This window comes from Mycobacterium sp. 1165196.3, assembly GCF_001673415.1.
In the GTDB taxonomy this organism is placed as follows: domain Bacteria; phylum Actinomycetota; class Actinomycetes; order Mycobacteriales; family Mycobacteriaceae; genus Mycobacterium; species Mycobacterium europaeum_A.
This window is the reverse complement of sequence record NZ_LZLU01000138.1, coordinates 1-17,596: the sequence shown is the minus strand read 5'-3', so window position 1 is coordinate 17,596 and position 17,596 is coordinate 1. Positions and strand designations below refer to the sequence as shown.

17 protein-coding genes are annotated in these 17,596 nt (G+C 69.8%); 10 read left to right on the top strand and 7 right to left on the bottom strand.

Annotation, left to right across the window (positions count from 1 at the left end; translation table 11 throughout):
* Positions 1–17: 17 nt before the first annotated feature.
* Positions 18–716, bottom strand: coding sequence for a hypothetical protein (locus A5659_RS14720; RefSeq protein ID WP_067182162.1), 699 nt, complete (start codon positions 714–716; stop codon positions 18–20).
* Between the two features lie 137 nt (positions 717–853).
* Here A5659_RS14720 and A5659_RS14715 point away from each other — a divergent pair, with 137 nt between their 5' ends.
* Positions 854–1,222 (top strand): OB-fold nucleic acid binding domain-containing protein, encoded by a 369-nt coding sequence (locus A5659_RS14715; protein WP_066860686.1) that lies wholly within the window; start codon positions 854–856, stop codon positions 1,220–1,222.
* A gap of 53 nt (positions 1,223–1,275) precedes the next feature.
* Positions 1,276–1,932 carry a DUF3159 domain-containing protein gene (locus tag A5659_RS14710; protein ID WP_066879784.1) on the top strand — a complete coding sequence of 219 codons (657 nt, stop codon included), beginning with the start codon at positions 1,276–1,278 and terminating at the stop codon, positions 1,930–1,932.
* Positions 1,933–1,988: 56 nt separating this feature from the next.
* Here the strand turns inward: A5659_RS14710 and A5659_RS14705 are convergent, their stop codons facing one another.
* Both A5659_RS14705 and A5659_RS14700 read right to left on the bottom strand, forming a co-directional pair.
* On the bottom strand, positions 1,989–2,663 hold the full coding sequence (locus A5659_RS14705) for a TrkA family potassium uptake protein (protein WP_066860680.1): 675 nt from the start codon (positions 2,661–2,663) through the stop codon (positions 1,989–1,991).
* Positions 2,664–2,700: 37 nt separating this feature from the next.
* Entirely contained in the window at positions 2,701–3,366 is a 666-nt protein-coding gene (locus A5659_RS14700) for a TrkA family potassium uptake protein (RefSeq protein WP_156748749.1), read from the bottom strand.
* A 116-nt stretch (positions 3,367–3,482) separates the two neighbouring features.
* Between A5659_RS14700 and A5659_RS14695 the strand changes: the two genes are divergently transcribed.
* The 4 genes from A5659_RS14695 (at position 3,483) to dxs (ending at position 10,389) form a co-directional block, all read left to right on the top strand.
* Positions 3,483–5,477, top strand: coding sequence for an APC family permease (locus A5659_RS14695; protein ID WP_066860676.1), 1,995 nt, complete (start codon positions 3,483–3,485; stop codon positions 5,475–5,477).
* Positions 5,478–5,518: 41 nt separating this feature from the next.
* Positions 5,519–6,706, top strand: a complete 1,188-nt coding sequence (locus tag A5659_RS14690) for a class I SAM-dependent RNA methyltransferase (protein WP_067024723.1) — start codon at positions 5,519–5,521, stop codon at positions 6,704–6,706.
* Between the two features lie 231 nt (positions 6,707–6,937).
* On the top strand, positions 6,938–8,410 hold the full coding sequence (locus tag A5659_RS14685; protein ID WP_066879790.1) for a cation:proton antiporter: 1,473 nt from the start codon (positions 6,938–6,940) through the stop codon (positions 8,408–8,410).
* A gap of 53 nt (positions 8,411–8,463) precedes the next feature.
* Positions 8,464–10,389, top strand: coding sequence for a 1-deoxy-D-xylulose-5-phosphate synthase (gene dxs, locus A5659_RS14680; RefSeq protein WP_066879793.1), 1,926 nt, complete (start codon positions 8,464–8,466; stop codon positions 10,387–10,389).
* A 52-nt stretch (positions 10,390–10,441) separates the two neighbouring features.
* On the opposite strand, the gene A5659_RS14675 is transcribed toward dxs, so the two are convergent.
* From A5659_RS14675 to A5659_RS14665, 3 genes are all read right to left on the bottom strand, one after another.
* Positions 10,442–11,743 (bottom strand): ribonuclease D, encoded by a 1,302-nt coding sequence (locus A5659_RS14675; protein WP_067020585.1) that lies wholly within the window; start codon positions 11,741–11,743, stop codon positions 10,442–10,444.
* A 1-nt stretch (position 11,744) separates the two neighbouring features.
* Positions 11,745–12,368, bottom strand: coding sequence for a DUF3000 domain-containing protein (locus tag A5659_RS14670; RefSeq protein WP_082972678.1), 624 nt, complete (start codon positions 12,366–12,368; stop codon positions 11,745–11,747).
* Positions 12,369–12,500: 132 nt separating this feature from the next.
* Positions 12,501–13,295: an enoyl-CoA hydratase/isomerase family protein gene (locus A5659_RS14665; protein WP_067020590.1), complete on the bottom strand. Its 795-nt coding sequence runs from the start codon at positions 13,293–13,295 to the stop codon at positions 12,501–12,503.
* 52 nt (positions 13,296–13,347) lie between these two features.
* Here A5659_RS14665 and hemE point away from each other — a divergent pair, with 52 nt between their 5' ends.
* The 4 genes from hemE to A5659_RS14645 are packed head-to-tail and all read left to right on the top strand — an operon-like array spanning position 13,348 to position 17,270.
* Positions 13,348–14,397, top strand: coding sequence for a uroporphyrinogen decarboxylase (gene hemE / locus A5659_RS14660; protein WP_067182057.1), 1,050 nt, complete (start codon positions 13,348–13,350; stop codon positions 14,395–14,397).
* Positions 14,394–15,770: a protoporphyrinogen oxidase gene (locus A5659_RS14655; protein ID WP_067182053.1), complete on the top strand. Its 1,377-nt coding sequence runs from the start codon at positions 14,394–14,396 to the stop codon at positions 15,768–15,770. The genes hemE and A5659_RS14655 overlap by 4 nt, the downstream gene beginning before the upstream one ends.
* A 5-nt stretch (positions 15,771–15,775) precedes the next feature.
* Positions 15,776–16,471 (top strand): hydrogen peroxide-dependent heme synthase, encoded by a 696-nt coding sequence (gene hemQ / locus A5659_RS14650; RefSeq protein WP_066860656.1) that lies wholly within the window; start codon positions 15,776–15,778, stop codon positions 16,469–16,471.
* Between the two features lie 49 nt (positions 16,472–16,520).
* Positions 16,521–17,270 (top strand): class I SAM-dependent methyltransferase, encoded by a 750-nt coding sequence (locus tag A5659_RS14645; protein WP_067182157.1) that lies wholly within the window; start codon positions 16,521–16,523, stop codon positions 17,268–17,270.
* Between the two features lie 88 nt (positions 17,271–17,358).
* Here the strand turns inward: A5659_RS14645 and A5659_RS14640 are convergent.
* The coding region (locus A5659_RS14640; protein WP_082976063.1) for a DUF559 domain-containing protein at positions 17,359–17,596 on the bottom strand (238 nt) is incomplete at its 5' end.

Sequence of the window (17,596 nt, the reverse complement as noted above, 5' to 3'; positions counted from 1 at the left end):
GGGTCGCCACCAGCGGGCTAGAGTTCGGCCAGCGCGCTCAGGCAGGCCGCACCCAGGGCGGCGGGATCGGCCCCGATCTGATCGAGCGTCACCGTGCGCAGCGCCGCGCGCGGCGCCGCCGCGACCCAGTCGATTCCGGCCTGTAACGGGTGGATCGGGTCGTCGACCGCAGACGCCACCCCCAGCGGCGCGGCCAGCCCGGCCAGCTCGTCGCAGCTCGGCGCGACGTAGCCGGCCGCTTCTTCCATGGCGTCGGGCAGGTGTGGCCACTGGGCGCCCCACGACCGGGTCAGCTCGTCGGCCAGCCACGGCGGGCTGGACGCCCGCATCTGCGTGGTGGTGGCCGCCAGTCCGTCGGCGCGCAACTGTGACGCCGAATACCGCGCCGCCAGCGCCGCGGGCGCCGCCCCGGGGGCGCCGGCCCAGGCCGGCAGCGCGGCCAGCACCGCGATGGTCCGGTCCGGATGGGCCAGCGCCCAGGCGGCCGCCACCGCCGCGCCGATCGAGACCCCGCCCACCGCGATCGGCCCCCCGTGCGCCGCGCCGTCCAACGCCGCGAGATAGCCCTCGATCAACCGGTCGGGCCGCGGCGGCGGGGTCACCAGCAACGCCCCAACCTCGGATAGGGGACGGGAAAACGCCCGGTGAACGTAGTCGTCGTCGGAGCCGGTTCCGGGCAACAACACCGTCGTGACACCGCGCAGATCGACCACCACCACTAGATAGTGCCCCGCCGTTCATGCGCCCTCCAACACGAGGTTTGAGTCGGTTGGCGCTGGGGAACCAAGAGGTCTACGGTGTCCGTTGGCATAAATGGAAGCGTCGAGGCTTATCAGCATTGTCAGGAGTGGCCATGGGGGCCCAAGGGTATCTGCGCCGGCTGACCCGTCGGTTGACGGAGGATCCGGAGCAACTCGATTCGGAGGAACTGTCCGACGAGGTCGCAAGCACCGGCGCGCAACGCGCGATTGATTGCCAGCGGGGCCAGGAGGTCACGATGGTGGGCACGCTGCGAAGCGTCGAGTGCAACGGCAGGGCCTGTTCCGGCGGGGTCCGTGCCGAGTTGTTCGACGGTAGCGACACCGTCACGCTGGTGTGGCTGGGGCAGCGTCGCATTCCGGGCATCGACTCGGGCCGCACGCTGCGGGTGCGTGGGCGCCTCGGCAAGCTGGAGAACGGTAACAAGGCGATCTACAACCCGCACTACGAAATTCAGCGGTGACTGACCCCGAAGATCCGGGGGCAATCCCGCCGGAGTCGGGCACGTCCGAACTCATGAGTACCAACCGCATCAGCCCGGAACGCCTGCTCGCACAGGCGGGCGGGGTCAGTGGTGTCATCTATTCCTCGCTGCCGGTGGTGGTCTTCGTCATCGCCTCGAGCGTCTCGGGGCTGGTTCCCGCGATCGTGGCCGCGCTGGCGGTGGCCGCGCTGATCCTGGTGTGGCGGCTGATCCGCCGCGACTCCCCGCAGCCGGCGTTCTCGGGTTTCTTCGGGGTCGCGCTGTGCGCGCTGATCGCCTACCTGCTGGGCGAGTCCAAGGGCTATTTCCTGCTGGGCATCTGGATGTCGCTGGTGTGGGCGGTCGTCGTCGCGGCGTCGGTGCTCATCCGCCGGCCCCTGGTGGGTTACGCGTGGAGCTGGGCCACCGGGCGCGGCGACCGCTGGCGCGAGGTGCCGCGGGCGGTCTACGCCTTCGACGTGGCGTCGGTGGGTTGGGTGCTGGTGTTCGCCGCGCGGTTCGTAGTGCAGGGACTGCTGTATGACGCCGACCGGACTGGTTGGCTGGCGGCGGCGCGGATCGGGATGGGCTGGCCGCTGACCGCGCTGGCCGCGCTGGCCACCTATGCGGCGATCAAGTCGGCGCAGCGCGCCATCGCCGCAGCCGATGCCCCCGCGGTCGAAATGGAGCCCGGCGCCGTCACCGACTGATCAGTCCTGATGGTGGCGACCCGCTACGCCCGGCTCCGCCGCGCTGGCGATCGCCACTAGCCGCCCGGGCTGTGGCTGCCCAGCAGCAGCTTCTGCAGGTCCTCTTCCGCCTCGGCGACGGCGACGAACAGCAGCTCGTCGCCGCCCTCCAGCGGCTCGTCCTCCTCGGGCACGATCACGCGCGGGCCACGCAGGATCGTCACCAGCGAGGTGTCGCGCGGCAGCTGCAACTTGCGCACCGGCTTGCCGCCCCACGGCGTGTCGTCGGGCAGGGTGATCTCGACGAGGTTGGCCTGGCCCTTGCGGAATTCCATCAGCCGCACCAGATCTCCGACGGCGACGGCCTCTTCGATGAGCGAGGCCAGCATGCGCGGCGTCGACACCGCCACGTCGACCCCCCACGCGTCGGTGAACAACCACTCGTTGCGAGGGTCGTTGACCCGGGCCACCACCCGCGGGACCGCGAACTCGGTCTTGGCCAGCAGGCTCAGCACGACGTTGGCCTTGTCATCGCCGGTCGCGGCCACCACCACGTCGAACTCCTGCAGGTGCACCGACTCCAGCAGGCTCAGTTCGCACGCGTCGCCCAGCCGCCAGTGCGCGGCCGGGATCGCGTCGACGTCGACGTGATCGGGGTTGCGTTCGATCAGCGTCACGTCGTGGCCGTTGCCGATGAGTTCCCGGGTGACCGAGCGCCCGACCGCGCCGGCGCCGGCGACAGCTACCTTCATCGGCGCAGCTCCTCAACAAGGTGTTCGGTCGAATTCATCACAGCTCTTCGCTCGGTGGTAGCGCGGCGATGGCCACCGCCTCGGCGGCGCGGCCGGAGATCGCGGCCACATAAACCTGGTCGCCGGCCTGGATCACCGATTTGGGCTCCGGCAGCACGCCGGCGCCGAACCGGATCAGAAACGCGACCCGGGCGCCGGTGGCCTGCTCCAGGTCGGTGACCCGATGCCCGATCCAGTCCTCGTGCAGCACGACCTCGGACACGGCGACGGTGCCGGTCGGATCGCGCCACTTGGCCGTCTCCGACTCGCGCAGCAACGCGTTGAGCAGGCGGTCGGTGGTCCAGGGCACAGTGGCGATGGTGGGAATGCCGAGCCGCTCGTAGACCTCGGCGCGCTTGGCGTCGTAGATGCGGGCCACGACCCGCTTCACGCCGAAGGTCTCGCGCGCCAGTCGGGCCGAGATGATGTTGGAGTTGTCGCCGGACGACACCGCGGCGAACGCGTCGGCCTCCTCGATGCGGGCCCTCAGCAGCACGTCTCGGTCGAATCCCTGCCCCAGCACCCGCTCGCCGGCGTATTCAGGGCTGAGCCGGTTGAAGGCGGTGCTGTCCCGGTCGATGACCGCGACGTCGTGACCGATGCGGGAGAGCCCGTCGGCGACCGATGAACCGACCCGGCCGCAGCCCATCACCACTACTCGCAACTTGAGGTCCTCTCGGCCGCGTCAACCGGCAACCCACGTCGGCCAGCCGTTTCGGTCGGCGAACATTCTCCTACGAACGCTACCGCCAAACCCGTCTGGGCTTACTCTTGGCTCTCGTGTCCAAACTTTCAACCGCCACTCGTCGGTTGCTTATCGGCCGGCCGTTTCGCAGCGACCGGCTGAGTCACACCCTGCTGCCCAAGCGGATCGCCTTGCCGGTGTTCGCCTCCGACGCGCTGTCCTCAGTGGCGTATGCGCCCGAGGAGGTCTTCCTGATGCTCTCGGTGGCCGGGGTGACGGCGTACGCGCTGACACCCTGGATCGGGCTTGCGGTGGCCGCGGTGATGCTGGTGGTGGTGGCCAGCTACCGCCAGAACGTGCACGCCTACCCGTCCGGTGGCGGCGACTACGAGGTGGTCACCACGAACCTCGGCGACACCGCCGGCCTCGTGGTCGCCAGCGCGCTGATGGTGGATTACGTTCTCACCGTTGCGGTCTCGACGGCCTCGGCGATGGCGAACATCGGTTCGGCGATCCCGATCGTGGCCGAGCACAAGGTGTTCTTCTGTGTGGCCTCCATCCTGCTGGTGATGGCGCTGAACCTGCGGGGGGTGCGCGAGTCGGGGGTGGCGTTCGCGGTGCCGACGTACGCGTTCATCATCGGGGTCCTGGTGATGATCGGCTGGGGGCTGTTCCGGATCTTCGTGTTGGGTAATCCGCTGCGGGCCGAGTCGGCCGGTTTCCAGATGCACGCCGAGCACGGCCAGGTCGTCGGTTTCGCCCTGGCGTTCTTGGTGGCGCGGTCGTTTTCCTCGGGGTGTGCGGCGCTGACGGGTGTCGAGGCGATCAGCAACGGGGTGCCGGCGTTCCAGAAACCCAAGTCGCGCAACGCTGCGACCACCCTGCTGATGCTCGGTGGCATCGCGGTGACGCTCTTGATGGGCATCATCGTGCTGGCCCAGAAGATCGGGGTTCAGCTGGTCGAGGACCCCGCGACGCAGCTGGGCGGCGCGCCGAAGGGCTACTACCAGAAGACCTTGGTCACCCAGCTCGCCCAGACGGTGTTCGGGAGCTTTCACATCGGGTTTCTGCTGATCGCCACGGTGACCGCGCTGATCCTGGTGCTGGCGGCCAACACCGCGTTCAACGGGTTCCCGGTGCTCGGCTCGATCCTCGCGCAGCACAGCTACCTGCCGCGCCAATTGCACACCCGCGGAGACCGATTGGCGTTCTCCAACGGCATCCTGTTCTTGTCCGGGGCGGCGCTGCTGGCGATCATCGCGTTCCGCGGTGAGGTCACCGCGTTGATCCAGCTGTACATCGTCGGGGTGTTCATTTCGTTCACGCTGAGTCAGATCGGCATGGTCCGGCACTGGAGCCGGTTGCTGCGCACCGAGACCGATCCGCGGGCGCGGCGCAAGATGATGCGCTCGCGGGTGGTCAACACGGTCGGGTTGCTGTCCACCGGCGCGGTGCTGTTGGTGGTGTTGGTGACGAAGTTCGTCTCCGGCGCGTGGATCGCCCTGTTCGCGATGAGCCTGCTGTTCGGCGTGATGAAAATGATTCACCGGCACTACAACACCGTGAACCGCGAATTGGCCGAGCAGGCCGCCGCGCAGGACGACGTGGTGTTGCCCAGCCGCAACCACGCCGTGGTGCTGGTGTCGAAATTGCACCTGCCGACCCTGCGTGCGCTGGCTTACGCCAGGGCCACCCGGCCCGACGTTCTCGAGGCGGTGACGGTCAGCGTCGACGATGCCGAGACCCGCGACCTGGTGCACAAGTGGGAAGAAAGCGATATCAGCGTCCCGCTCAAGGTCATCGCCTCGCCGTATCGCGAAGTCACCCGTCCCGTCCTGGAATACGTCAAACGGGCCAGGGAGGAGTCCCCGCGCACCGTGGTGACGGTGTTCATTCCGGAGTACGTGGTGGGCCACTGGTGGGAGCAGGTGTTGCACAACCAGAGCGCCCTTCGGCTCAAGGGGCGGCTGTTGTTCATGCCGGGCGTCATGGTGACTTCGGTTCCGTGGCAATTGAGTTCGTCGGAACGACGCAAGACCTTGCAGCCGCACGTGGCGCCGGGTGACGCTCGCCGGGGAATCTTCGATTGACCCGCGAATCGACCCGCGCGTCGCGCGCGTCGGCGCCCCCGGTGGGGGAGCTGACGTTGACCACCGATGCCCCCGCCAACGGCGGCAGCTGCGTCGCCCACCACGAAGGCCGCGTGGTGTTCGTCCGGTACGCGCTGCCCGGCGAGCGGGTGCGGGTCCGGGTCACCGCGGATCGTGGATCCTATTGGCACGCAGAGGTTCTCGAGGTCCTCGAGCCGGCGCCGGGGCGCACCGCGTCGCAGTGCCCGATCGCCGGGGTGGGCGGTGCCGGCTGTTGCGACCTGGCGTTCGCGGCGCCCGAGGTCGCCCGCGCACTCAAGGCCGAAGTGGTGGCCAACCAGCTCGAGCGCCTGGGCGGGCATCGCTGGAGCGGTGAGGCCGAGCCCTTGGCGGATTCGGCGCCGAGGGGGTGGCGCACCCGGGTCCGGCTCGACGTCGGACCCGACCGTCGACCCGGCTTTCACCGGTATCACAGCGACGACTTGGTGACCGACCTGCGCTGTGCGCAGCTGGCGCCCGGCATGCTCGACGGGATCGACGACATCGAGTGGCCGCCGGCGGCGCAGCTGCACGTGGCCGTCGACGACGACGGCACCCGCCACGTCGTGCGCACGCTGCGGCAGGGCAGGCACACGGCGACCAAGGTGATCCAGGGGCGCTACGAGGCGGTGCAGCGGGTGGCCGGGCGCACCTGGCAGGTGCCGGTGACCGCCTTCTGGCAGGCGCACCGCGACGCGGCGGGCGTCTACAGCGACCTGATCGCCGACTGGGCACAGCTCGGCGCTGGGATGCGCGCGTGGGATTTGTACGGCGGCGCAGGCGTTTTCGCCGCCGTGCTCGGCGACGCCGTGGGCCGCTCCGGGCGGGTGCTCAGCGTCGACACCTCGCGCGGCTCGACCCGCGCCGCGCGGGTCGCCCTGGCCGATCTGACCCAGGTGCAGATCGTCACCGACTCGGTGCGGCGCGCGCTGGCCGCGCAACGAGACCGCGCCGCGAAAGCCGATGTGGCGGTGCTGGATCCGCCGCGGGCGGGAGCCGGGCGCGAGGTCATCGACCTGCTGGCCGCCGCCGGCGTCCCTCGCGTTGTGCACATCGGTTGTGAGGCAGCATCGTTCGCCCGTGACGTCGGGCTCTACCTCAAACACGGTTACACCGTGGAGAAGATCAGGGTGTTCGACGCGTTCCCGCTGACCCATCACACCGAATGCGTGGCGCTGCTGACCCGCTAGGGAGTCTGTCGCGACGACGGTCCTCCTGGCGCATCACCGCAATGCCGCCCGGGTGAGTGTCACGACCGGCTAGACTGCGTCGCGGTGTGCCGGGAAGTCTGGTCGGCGATGTCTTGAAGGAACACTGTCGATCGATCGAAAGGCCCGCGTGCATACCATCAAAGAACGGGCCGTGGCTGTCGAGTCTTGTCGAACGTGTGCGCGGGACGTGCTCACCGGGTTGCTGCCGTCGTGAACGAGACTGTTCGTTACGCGCTGTTGGTGTTGCTCTCCAGCGCGGTCGGTTTGGTTGCGGTGCTGGCGAATCGGCTAACCGAGCGGGTCAAGGTCCCGGTGCCATTACTCGTGTTGGTCGGAGCGGCCGTCGCGGTGCACGCGGTGCCCGCGGTGCAGCCTCCCTCCGAGCGGGTCGTGGAACGGGTCATCACCATCGCGCTCGTGCTGGTGCTGTTCGACGGCGGCATGCATATCGGGCCGGCGCGCTTCCGCGCGGCGGCGGCCCCGATCCTGTCGGTGGGCGTCGTGGGCACCGCCCTCACCGCAGCAGGGGCGACACTGGTGCTGCACTACGTATGCGGAATCAGCTGGTTTCCCGCGGTGCTCGTGGCCACGGCCGTGGCGCCGACCGATCCGGCCGTGGTTTTCTCCGTTTTGGGCAAACGCGAGATCAGCGGCCGCAGTGGCACCATCCTGGAGGGCGAGTCGGGTGCCAATGATCCGGTCGGCATCTCCTTGATGTCCAGCCTGATCGCCGCCGGTGGCCTCAGTGCAGCCGGATTCGCCAGCGTGGGAACACAATTCGCTCTACAGATGGCGGTCGGCCTGGCCGTCGGGGTGCTCGGCGGTCGCGTCCTGCTCGTCTTCATGCGTCGCGTCGCCTTGCCGAGCGAAGGTCTCTATTCGCTACGAACGCTGGCATCCTGCCTGATGTTGTACGGCATTGCCACGCTCGCGCATGGCTCGGGATTTCTGGCCGTGTTCGTCGCCGGCATTGTGATCGGCGACGCCCGCGCGCCCTACAAGCCGGAGATCAAGCGATTCCACGCCGCCCTGGCGGGTCTTGCGGAAATCGTCGCGTTCGCCATTCTGGGTTTGACCGTCGATCTCAATGTCCTTGCCCATCCTGATGTGTGGGGTTGCGGGCTCGTCCTCGCCGTGGCCCTAACCGTGCTGATTCGGCCGTTGGCGGTGGGCTCCTGCTTGGTTCCCGTGCGATTGCGGCGAAACGAACGGGCCTTCGTTCTTTTCGCCGGGCTCAAGGGCGCAGTGCCCATCCTGCTGGGCGAGTTCTTGCGCGCTGCTCACGTCGCCGACGCCGAACGCCTCTACGGCATCGTGGTCGTCGTCGTCGTTGTCTCGGTGCTGGTGCAGGGCAGCTCGGTGCCTGGTGTCGCCAGGTTGTTGCACCTGCCCATGCGCACGGTGGAGACCCGGCCATGGCAGATAGGTGTGCGACTCGCCGACGAGCCGCAGGGGGTTCATCGCTTCAGCGTCGCGACCGGTTCCGTCGCCGAGCGTTCCACGGTCGAAGGTCTCGGCGACCGCGTCGGTGACATCTGGGTGAGCATCGTGGTCCGCGCGACCGGCCTGGTGCCGGTGCGGGGCGACACCGAACTGGAGGCCGGGGACGAGGTCGTCATCCTGGCCGACCCCGACCTTCATGACACGCTCGCCGGACTGTTCGGCCCCGCGCAGCAGCGATGAACGTCGCCACGTTCGTCAGTAGTGTTCTCCACAGCGCTGCGTAGACTGACTGGATGCTGGAACAGATCCGCGGGCCCGCTGATCTGCAGCACCTTTCTGCGCATCAGCTTCGCGATCTGGCCGCCGAGATTCGCGAGTTCCTGATTCACAAGGTTGCTGCCACCGGGGGACACCTGGGGCCCAATCTGGGCGTGGTCGAGCTGACGCTCGCCCTGCACCGGGTGTTCGACTCACCCCACGATCCGATCATCTTCGACACCGGCCATCAGGCCTACGTGCACAAGATGCTGACCGGGCGCGCCCACGACTTCGAAAGCCTGCGCAAGAAGGGCGGCCTGTCCGGGTATCCGTCGCGCGCCGAGAGCGAGCACGACTGGGTGGAGTCCAGCCACGCCAGCGCGTCGTTGTCCTACGCCGACGGCCTGGCCAAGGCCTTCGAGCTGAGCGGACACCGCAACCGGCACGTGGTCGCTGTGATCGGCGACGGCGCGCTCACCGGTGGCATGTGCTGGGAGGCGCTGAACAACATCGCCGCCTCCGGCCGGCCCGTCATCATCGTCGTCAACGACAATGGCCGCAGCTACGCCCCGACGATCGGCGGTGTCGCCGATCATCTGGCTTCGCTGCGGCTGCAGCCGGCCTACGAGCAGGCCCTGGAGAAGGGCCGCGACGCGCTGCGCGCGCTGCCGCTGGTCGGCAGGCTCGCCTACCGCGTGATGCACAGCGTCAAGGCCGGCATCAAGGACTCGCTGTCGCCGCAGCTGCTGTTCACCGACCTGGGACTGAAGTACGTGGGTCCGGTCGACGGCCACGACGAGCGCGCGGTGGAGGCCGCGCTGCGGCACGCCCGCGGTTTCGGCCGCCCGGTGATCGTGCACGTGGTGACCCGCAAGGGGATGGGCTTCGCCCCGGCCGAGGACGACGAGGCCGAGCAGATGCATTCCTGCGGCGTCATCGACCCGGTCACCGGCCAGGCGACCAAGATCGCCGGGCCCGGCTGGACGGCGACGTTCTCCGACGCGCTCATCGGCTACGCCCACAAGCGCCGCGACATCGTGGCCATCACCGCGGCCATGCCCGGCCCGACCGGGCTGACCCCGTTCGGGCAGCAGTTCCCGGACCGCCTGTTCGACGTCGGCATCGCCGAGCAGCACGCGATGACGTCGGCGGCCGGGCTGGCGATGGGCGGCATGCACCCGGTGGTGGCCATCTATTCGACGTTCCTCAACCGGGCCTTCGACCAGATCATGATGGACGTAGCGCTGCACAAGCTGCCCGTCACCATGGTGCTCGACCGGGCCGGCATCACCGGTGCGGACGGCGCCAGCCACAACGGCATGTGGGACCTGTCGATGCTGGGCATCGTGCCCGGCATGCGGGTGGCCGCACCCCGGGACGCCACCCGGTTGCGCGAGGAACTCGGTGAGGCGCTCGACGTCGACGACGGCCCCACGGCGCTGCGCTTCCCGAAAGGCGATGTGGGCGAGGACATCCCGGCGATCGAGCGTCGCGGCGCCGGCACCTCGGGCGTTGACGTGCTCGCGGTCCCGGCCGGCGGCTGCAACCACGACGTGCTGCTGATCGGCGTCGGCGCGTTCGCGCCGATGGCGCTGGCGGTGGCCAGGCGGCTACAGGACCAGGGGATCGGCGTCACGGTCATCGACCCGCGCTGGGTGCTGCCGGTGTCGCCGAGCATTCTCGAGCTCGCGGAGCAGCACAAGCTGGTCGTCACGTGCGAGGACAACGGAGTCAACGGCGGCGTCGGCTCGGCGGTGTCGGCCGCCCTGCGCCGCGCGGAGATCGACGTCCCGTGTCGCGACGTCGGACTGCCGCAGCAGTTCTACGAGCAGGCCTCCCGCGGTGAGCTGCTGTCCGATCTGGCGCTGACCGACCAGGACGTGGCCCGCCGCATCACCGGCTGGGTCGCCGCGCTGGGCAGCGGCGTCGCCGAAGCGGAGATCCGCGAGCACCTCGACTAGTGCCGATGGTGGCGACCCGCTTCGCCCGGCTGCGGCGCGCTCGCGATCGCCACTATTCAGCGGGCTCGGTGCCTTCCGGCGCCTGCAGCGCCTTGGCCAGCACCGGGTCCACCAATTCCCGCTGCCACGGCCGGGCCTGGCCGGCGCGCAGAAAGTTCTCGACGGCGTCGAGCGGATCGGGGGCGGGCGCCCAGTCCCAGCACAGCCGTCGCACCAGGTCCGGTGACACCAGGTTCTCGGTGGGGACGTGGACCCGCCCGGACACCTCCGACAGCGCCGAGCGCGCGGCCTCCAGCCGGGCGGCGGCCTCCGGTTTGCGCCTGCTCCACCGCGACGGCGGCGGCGGGCCGTTCGGCGCTTCGCTGTCGGTGGGCGGGTTTTTGTTGCGCCGGGCCTCATCCAGCGCCGCCAGCCACGTCGCGGCGCTGCGCCGCTGATTGCGCCCCCCGAACACGGGCAACGCGACCAGTTCCTCGACGGTCGTCGGGTTGGCCAGGGCGGCGTCGATGATGGCCGAGTCGGGCAGGATGCGCCGCGGCGCGATGTCGCGGCGCTGCGCGATCCGGTCGCGGGTCAACCACAGTTCGCGCACCGCGGCCAGGCCACGCTGATCGCGCACCCGATGGATGCCCGACGTCCGCCGCCACCGGTCCCGGCGCGTGGCGGCGCTCGGATCTTTCGAACCCACCTCGCGCAGATAGTCGAATTCCTGTGCGGCCCAATCACTTTTGCCCTGCTCGGCCAGCACATCGGCGATCGCCGCGCGCAGCTCGATGAGCAGCTCGACGTCCAGCGCGGCGTAGTTGAGCCATTCGGCGGGCAGCGGCCGTTTGGACCAGTCGGCCGCGCCGTGGCCCTTGGCCAGCCCGAAGCCCAGCAGCCGCTCGACCATGGTGGCCAGGTTTACCCGGTCGAACCCGGCCAGCCGTCCGGCGAGTTCGGTGTCGTACAGCGCCGGCGGCCGCATGCCCACCTCCGCCAGACACGGCAGGTCCTGATCGGCGGAGTGCAGGATCCATTCGTCGCTGCCCAGCACCTCGGCCACCGGCCGCAGGGCCTGGCGCGGGTCGGCGCCGTGGCTCACCGGATCGATGAGCACCGTGCCGGAGCCGGCCCGCCGGATCTGGATCAGGTAGGCCCGGTTGGAGTAGCGGAAACCCGACGCCCGCTCGGCGTCCACCGCGAACGGCCCGTGCCCGCGGTCCAGCCGCTGCGCGGCGGCCTCGATGTCGCCGACGCTCACCGAGATCGGCGGCACGCCTTCGGAAGGGCGCGGCAGCGGGGTGGGCGCCGGGTCGGTGCCCGCGTCGCCGGGCACGCTGCTGCCCGGCCCGTCGGCCGCCGGTTCGCCCATGCTAGGCGCGTGACCGTGAGCTCAGGTCGGTGACTCCAGCGGGTGGTAGGCCCGCGGCGTGCTCCAGCACCTCGCAGAACGCCTCGACATGACCGCCGACCGCGGGTGAGGTCGCGGTCCACGACGCGCGCAGCTCGAGCTGGTGGGCGCGCGGCGGCCCGGAGATGTCTCCATAGCGCACCGATGTGGTGGCGGTGACGGTGCCGCCCAGGGCGACGACTTGTTCCATACGTGACTCCAGTGCCTCGACTAGCCAACTCCACGCTACTTCGGGCAGCAGCGGGTCAACCGCCTCACTGGGGTCGAGGTCGGCCTGGATGTAGGCGACCATGCGGATGGTGCCGTCCCACGCGTCGGCCCCCTCGGGGTCGTAGAGCAGGATCAGCCGGCCGAAGGCGTCGCCGTCGGAGCGTTCGGGAATGATGTCGCGGTCGGGATGTTTGACCTCGGCGCCCAGGGCGTAGCTGTGGGGAGCCAAGCGTTGCGGCGGCCGGATGGGACCCAACTCGATCTCCGGCCGCACGACGACGGCGTTCATCGCCGCTACCGCCTCGCGGAAGGGGGCCGGTTCGGATGAGGTCACTTGGCGCCGCTCCTGTCCATCCCGACCGTTCTGCGTCGTCACGGCACGGGTCACAGGGATCGACGGTAGACCCACAGCCCGACACGCCGCGACAGGCGCGCCGCGTTTCAAACCCGCCGCGACCAAGCCGTTACCGGACCTCCACCAAAGCTATATGTGCAGCTCAGACGGCGCTCAGCGGGTAAAACGCGCGGGACGTTTCTCGCGGTGGGCCGCCAGGCCTTCCTGCACGTCGGGGCCGCTGAAACTGAGGAATTCCAGGCCCACCGAGGTCTCGAAGGTAGGGCCCATCATGCGATACCAGTGGTTGAGGCTGCGCTTGGTCCACCGGATCGCGTTCTGTGCGCCCTGCGCCAGGTTCTCGGCGATGCGGCTGGCGGTGGACAGCACGTCGTCGTCGTCGACGCAGGTGGACACCAGCCCGATCCGCTCGGCCTCCTCGCCCAGCAGCGTCTCGCAGGTCAGCAGGTAGTACTTGGCCTTGGCCATGCCGACCAGCAGCGGCCAGCAGATCGCGGCGTGGTCGCCGGCCGCCACGCCGAGCTTGGTGTGCCCGTCGATCAGCTTCGCGGTGCGACCCGCCACCGAGATGTCGGCCAGCAGGGCCACCACCAGGCCCGCGCCCACCGCCGGCCCGCGGATCGCCGACACGACGGGGGTGTCGCAGTTGATCATGTTGTGCACCAGGTCGCGGGCCTCGCGCATGATGCGGAGCCGGCCCTCGTAGTCGTTGATGGTCTCGTCGATCAGGTCGAAGCTGCCGCCGGAGGAGAACGCCTTGCCCTCGCCGCGGACCAGGACGGCGCGCACCGCCGGGTCGCGGTCGATCACCGGCCAGATGTCGGCGAGGTCGCGGTGCATCTGCGGGCCGACCGAATTCAGGCCGGGGGAGTCCAGCACCAGGGTCAGCACCCCGTTGTCCCCGAGCTCGCGGCGCAGGCTTGGAAACTCGTCGTAGTTGACTGGCATCGGGTTGATGTTACGCAACCGGCCATCGGCCCCCATGGCAGCATTGAGGCTGATGAGTACTCGCCGCGACCTTCCCGAGTCGCCGTATCTGGCGGCCGTGAGCGGGCGCAAACCCAACCGGGTGCCGGTGTGGTTCATGCGCCAGGCCGGTCGCTCGCTGCCCGAATACCGGGCGCTGCGGGCCCAGACCGACATGCTGTCGGCTTGCTTCGACGCCGAGTTGGTCTGCGAGATCACCCTGCAGCCGGTGCGCCGCCACGACGTCGACGCGGCGATCTTGTTCTCCGACATCGTGGTGCCATTGCTCGGGGCGGGCATCGACCTGGACATCGTCGCCGGGGTGGGGCCGGTGATCGAGTCACCGGTGCGCACCGCTGCCGACGTTGCCGCCGTCAAACCGCTTGAGCGGCAACGGGTTCAGCCTGTTTCCGACGCGGTGTCGCTGCTGGTGTCCGCGCTGGGCAACGTCCCGCTGATCGGCTTCGCGGGCGCGCCGTTCACCCTGGCGTCCTATCTGATCGAGGGCGGCCCGAGCCGTAACCATGCGCGCACCAAGGCGATGATGCTGGCCGAGCCGGAGACCTGGCATGCGCTGATGGAGAAGCTGACCGACATCACGGTGGGTTTCTTGCGGGTGCAGCTGGAGGCCGGGGTGGACGCCATTCAGGTGTTCGACTCGTGGGCCGGGGCGCTTTCCCTGGCGAACTACCGCACCTACGTGCAGCCGCACAGCGCCCGGGTATTCGCCGCCCTGGCCGGCTACGGCGTCCCGATGACCCACTTCGGGGTCGGCACCGCCGAACTGCTGGGCGCGATGTCGTCGGTCGGCGCGAACGTGGTGGGCGTCGATTGGCGAACCTCGCTGCCCGATGCGGCCGCCCGCGTCCAACCCGGCACGGCGTTGCAGGGCAACCTCGATCCGGTGGTGGTGTTGGCGGGCTGGCCGGTAGTGGAACGCGCGGCGCGCGCGGTGGTGGACGACGGCCGGCGCGCCATCGATGCCGGCGCCGCGGGCCACGTCTTCAACCTGGGCCACGGTGTGTTGCCCGAAACCGATCCCGGTGTGCTGACCGACCTGGTGTCGCTGGTCCACTCCCTATGAGTGCCCCCTCGTATTGCGTTGTGGGGGGCGGTATTTCGGGCCTGACGGCGGCCTATCGGCTGCGCGCGGCCGCCGGCGACGGCGCGGCGATCACGCTGTTCGATCCGGGTGACCGGCTCGGCGGCGTGTTGCGCACCGAGCCGGTCGCCGGACAGCCGATGGATCTGGGCGCCGAGGCATTCGTGCTGCGCCGCCCCGAAATGCCGGCGCTGCTCGCGGAGCTGAACCTGACTGAGCGCCAGCGGGTTTCGACCGGCGCACGCCCACTGATCTACAGCCGCCAGGAGTTACGGCCGCTGCCCGCGGGCACCGTCGTCGGGATCCCGTCGTCGGCGGCCTCGGTGGCGGGACTGGTCGACGAGGCCACGGTGGCCCGCGTCGAGGCCGAACCCAGCCGCCCGCTGGCGTGGCGGGCGGGCAGCGACCCGGCGGTGGCCGACCTGGTGGGCGAGCGGTTCGGCGACCAGGTGGTGTCACGGTCGGTGGATCCCCTGCTGAGCGGGGTGTATGCGGGCTCGTCGGCCACCATCGGGCTGCGCGCGGCGGCCCCGACGGTCGCGGCGGCCCTGGACCGCGGCGCGACCAGCCTGACCGACGCCGTCCGGCAGGCGCTGCCGCCGGCCACCGGCGCGCCGGTGTTCGGGGCGCTCGAGGGCGGCTACCAGGTGCTGATCGACGAGCTCGTGGCGCGCGGTCGCCCGCGCCGGGTGCGCGCCGCGGTCTCGCGCCTGGAGCCCGCCGCCGCCGGCTGGGCGGTGGTCGACGACGCCGGCACTCGCTGGCCCGCCGACGCGGTGATCCTGGCCGTCCCGGCGGGGGAGTGTGCCCGCCTGCTGGCCGGGATCGCCCCCCGCAGCGCCGCCGCGGCCGGACGCATCACCAGCGCCTCGTCGGTGGTGATGGCGCTGGCCGTGCCCGGCGACACCGCGTTCCCGCAGTGTTCGGGCGTGCTGGTGGCGACCGGTGAGCGGCTGCGGGCCAAGGCCATCACGCTGTCGTCGCGCAAATGGGGGGTCCGCGGCGACGCGCAGCTGTTGCGGCTGTCGTTCGGGCGGTTCGGCGATCGCGTCGCGGCGGACACCCCCGACGACGAGCTGCTGAGCTGGGCGCTGGGCGACCTGGCCACCGTGTTCGGGCTGACCGTCGACCCCGTCGACGCCCGCATCCAGCGCTGGATCGACGCGATGCCGCAGTACGGCCCCGGCCACGCCGAGCTGGTCGCCGAGGTGCGCGCGGGGCTGCCCCCGACGCTGGCGGTGGCCGGCAGCTACCTGGACGGCATCGGCGTGCCGGCCTGCGTGGGCGCGGCCGGGCGCGCGGCGGAGCGGGTGATCGGGGCATTCGGAGGCTTCGACGCGCAAGTGGCACGATAGGTTTCATGGCCAAGCTCGACTACGACTCGCTCAATTCCCAGATCCGCTACCTGATGTTCTCGGTGTTCTCCGTCGAGCCGGGTGAGCTGGGCGACCAGCGCGGCGACGTCATCGATGAGGCGTCGACGTTCTTCAAGCAGCAGGAGGAGCGCGGCGTCGTGGTGCGCGGCCTCTACGACGTCGCGGGTCTGCGGGCCGACGCCGACTTCATGATCTGGACCCACGCCGAGCGCGTCGAGGCGCTGCAGGCCACCTACGCCGACTTCCGGCGCACGACGGCGCTCGGGCGGGTCAGCGCCCCGGTGTGGAGCAGCGTGGCGCTGCATCGGCCGGCCGAATTCAACAAGAGCCACATCCCGGCGTTTCTGGCCGGCGAGGAGCCCGGCGCCTACATCTGCGTGTATCCCTTTGTGCGGTCCTATGAGTGGTACCTGCTGCCCGACGACGAGCGCCGCCGCATGCTCGCCGAGCACGGCATGGCCGCGCGCGAGTACAAGGACGTGCGCGCCAACACCGTCCCGGCCTTCGCGCTCGGGGACTACGAGTGGATTTTGGCCTTCGAGGCTCCCGAACTGCACCGCATCGTCGACCTGATGCGCGAGCTGCGTGCCACCGACGCCCGCCGGCACACCCGCGAGGAGACGCCGTTTTTCACCGGCCCCCGGGTGCCCGTCGAGCAGCTGGTGAATGCGCTGCCATGACAACCGCGCCGGCGACGATGCAGAGCGAAGCGATGAGGAGTGGCGCCACATGACGACGTTCGACCCCACCGACCCCACCCGTTTCGAGGAGATGTACCGCGACCAGCGGACGTTGCACGGCCTGCCGGCCGCCACACCGTGGGACATCGGCGGCCCGCAGCCGGTGGTCCAGCAGCTCGTCGCGCTCGGGGCGGTCAAGGGCGAGGTGCTCGACCCGGGGACCGGACCGGGCCACCACGCCATCTACTACGCGTCCAAGGGGTTTTCGGCGACCGGCATCGACGGCTCGGCGACCGCCATCGAGCGCGCCCGCGAGAACGCCCAAAAGGCCGGTGTGACGGTCAATTTCGAGCTGGCCGACGCCACCAAGCTGGACGGGTTCGACGGCCGGTTCGACACGGTGGTCGACTGCGCCTTCTACCACACCTTCAGCACCGAGCCCGAGCTGCGCAGTTCGTACGTGCGGGCGCTGCACCGCGCCACCAAGCCCGGTGCCCGGCTGTACATGTACGAGTTCGGCGAACACAACGTCAATGGCTTCAAGATGTTGCGGTCGTTGTCCGAGAACGACTTTCGTGACGTGCTTCCGGACGGCGGCTGGGAGATCACCTATCTGGGCACCACCACGTATCGGGTCAACATCAGCGTCGAGTCCATCGAGGCGATGGCCCAACGCAACCCCGACATCGCCGATCAGGCCGAGAAGCTGCTGGAGCGGTTCCGGGTGATCGAGCCGTGGCTCGAGGGTCAACGGGCGCACGCCCCGTTCTGGGAAGTGCACGCCACCCGGGTGGACTGACACCCCTCCCATGCCAGGCCGCCCCGCGCCCTCCCATGCCGCGAAACTTAAACTGCTGCGATTCTTTTCGGCGTGTCGTCGCAACTGGTTAAGTGTCGCGATATCCGCGACGGATGAGCGCACGGCGCACGCGGCCCACAACGTCGTCCGGCTTGTCGTCGGCGATCACCCGGACGACCATCCACCCCAGGTCATCGAGCTTGCGTAGCCGGCTCTGGTCACGCGCGTACTGCTTGCGGTTCGTGCGATGGTGATCGCCGTCGTACTCTGCGGCCACCCTGTACTCTTCCCAGCCCATGTCGAGACACGCGATGAGTCGCCAGTTT

Bases quoted from the DNA above. Each gene is read 5' to 3' on its own strand.
- A5659_RS14710 (WP_066879784.1), top strand. From the start codon at position 1,276: ATGAGTACCAACCGCATCAGCCCGGAACGCCTGCTCGCACAGGCGGGC.
- A5659_RS14715 (WP_066860686.1), top strand. From the start codon at position 854: ATGGGGGCCCAAGGGTATCTGCGCCGGCTGACCCGTCGGTTGACGGAG.
- A5659_RS14645 (WP_067182157.1), top strand. From the start codon at position 16,521: ATGACGACGTTCGACCCCACCGACCCCACCCGTTTCGAGGAGATGTAC.
- A5659_RS14665 (WP_067020590.1), bottom strand. From the start codon at position 13,295: ATGCCAGTCAACTACGACGAGTTTCCAAGCCTGCGCCGCGAGCTCGGG.
- hemE (WP_067182057.1), top strand. From the start codon at position 13,348: ATGAGTACTCGCCGCGACCTTCCCGAGTCGCCGTATCTGGCGGCCGTG.
- dxs (WP_066879793.1), top strand. From the start codon at position 8,464: ATGCTGGAACAGATCCGCGGGCCCGCTGATCTGCAGCACCTTTCTGCG.
- A5659_RS14655 (WP_067182053.1), top strand. From the start codon at position 14,394: ATGAGTGCCCCCTCGTATTGCGTTGTGGGGGGCGGTATTTCGGGCCTG.
- A5659_RS14675 (WP_067020585.1), bottom strand. From the start codon at position 11,743: ATGGGCGAACCGGCGGCCGACGGGCCGGGCAGCAGCGTGCCCGGCGAC.
- hemQ (WP_066860656.1), top strand. From the start codon at position 15,776: ATGGCCAAGCTCGACTACGACTCGCTCAATTCCCAGATCCGCTACCTG.
- A5659_RS14705 (WP_066860680.1), bottom strand. From the start codon at position 2,663: ATGAAGGTAGCTGTCGCCGGCGCCGGCGCGGTCGGGCGCTCGGTCACC.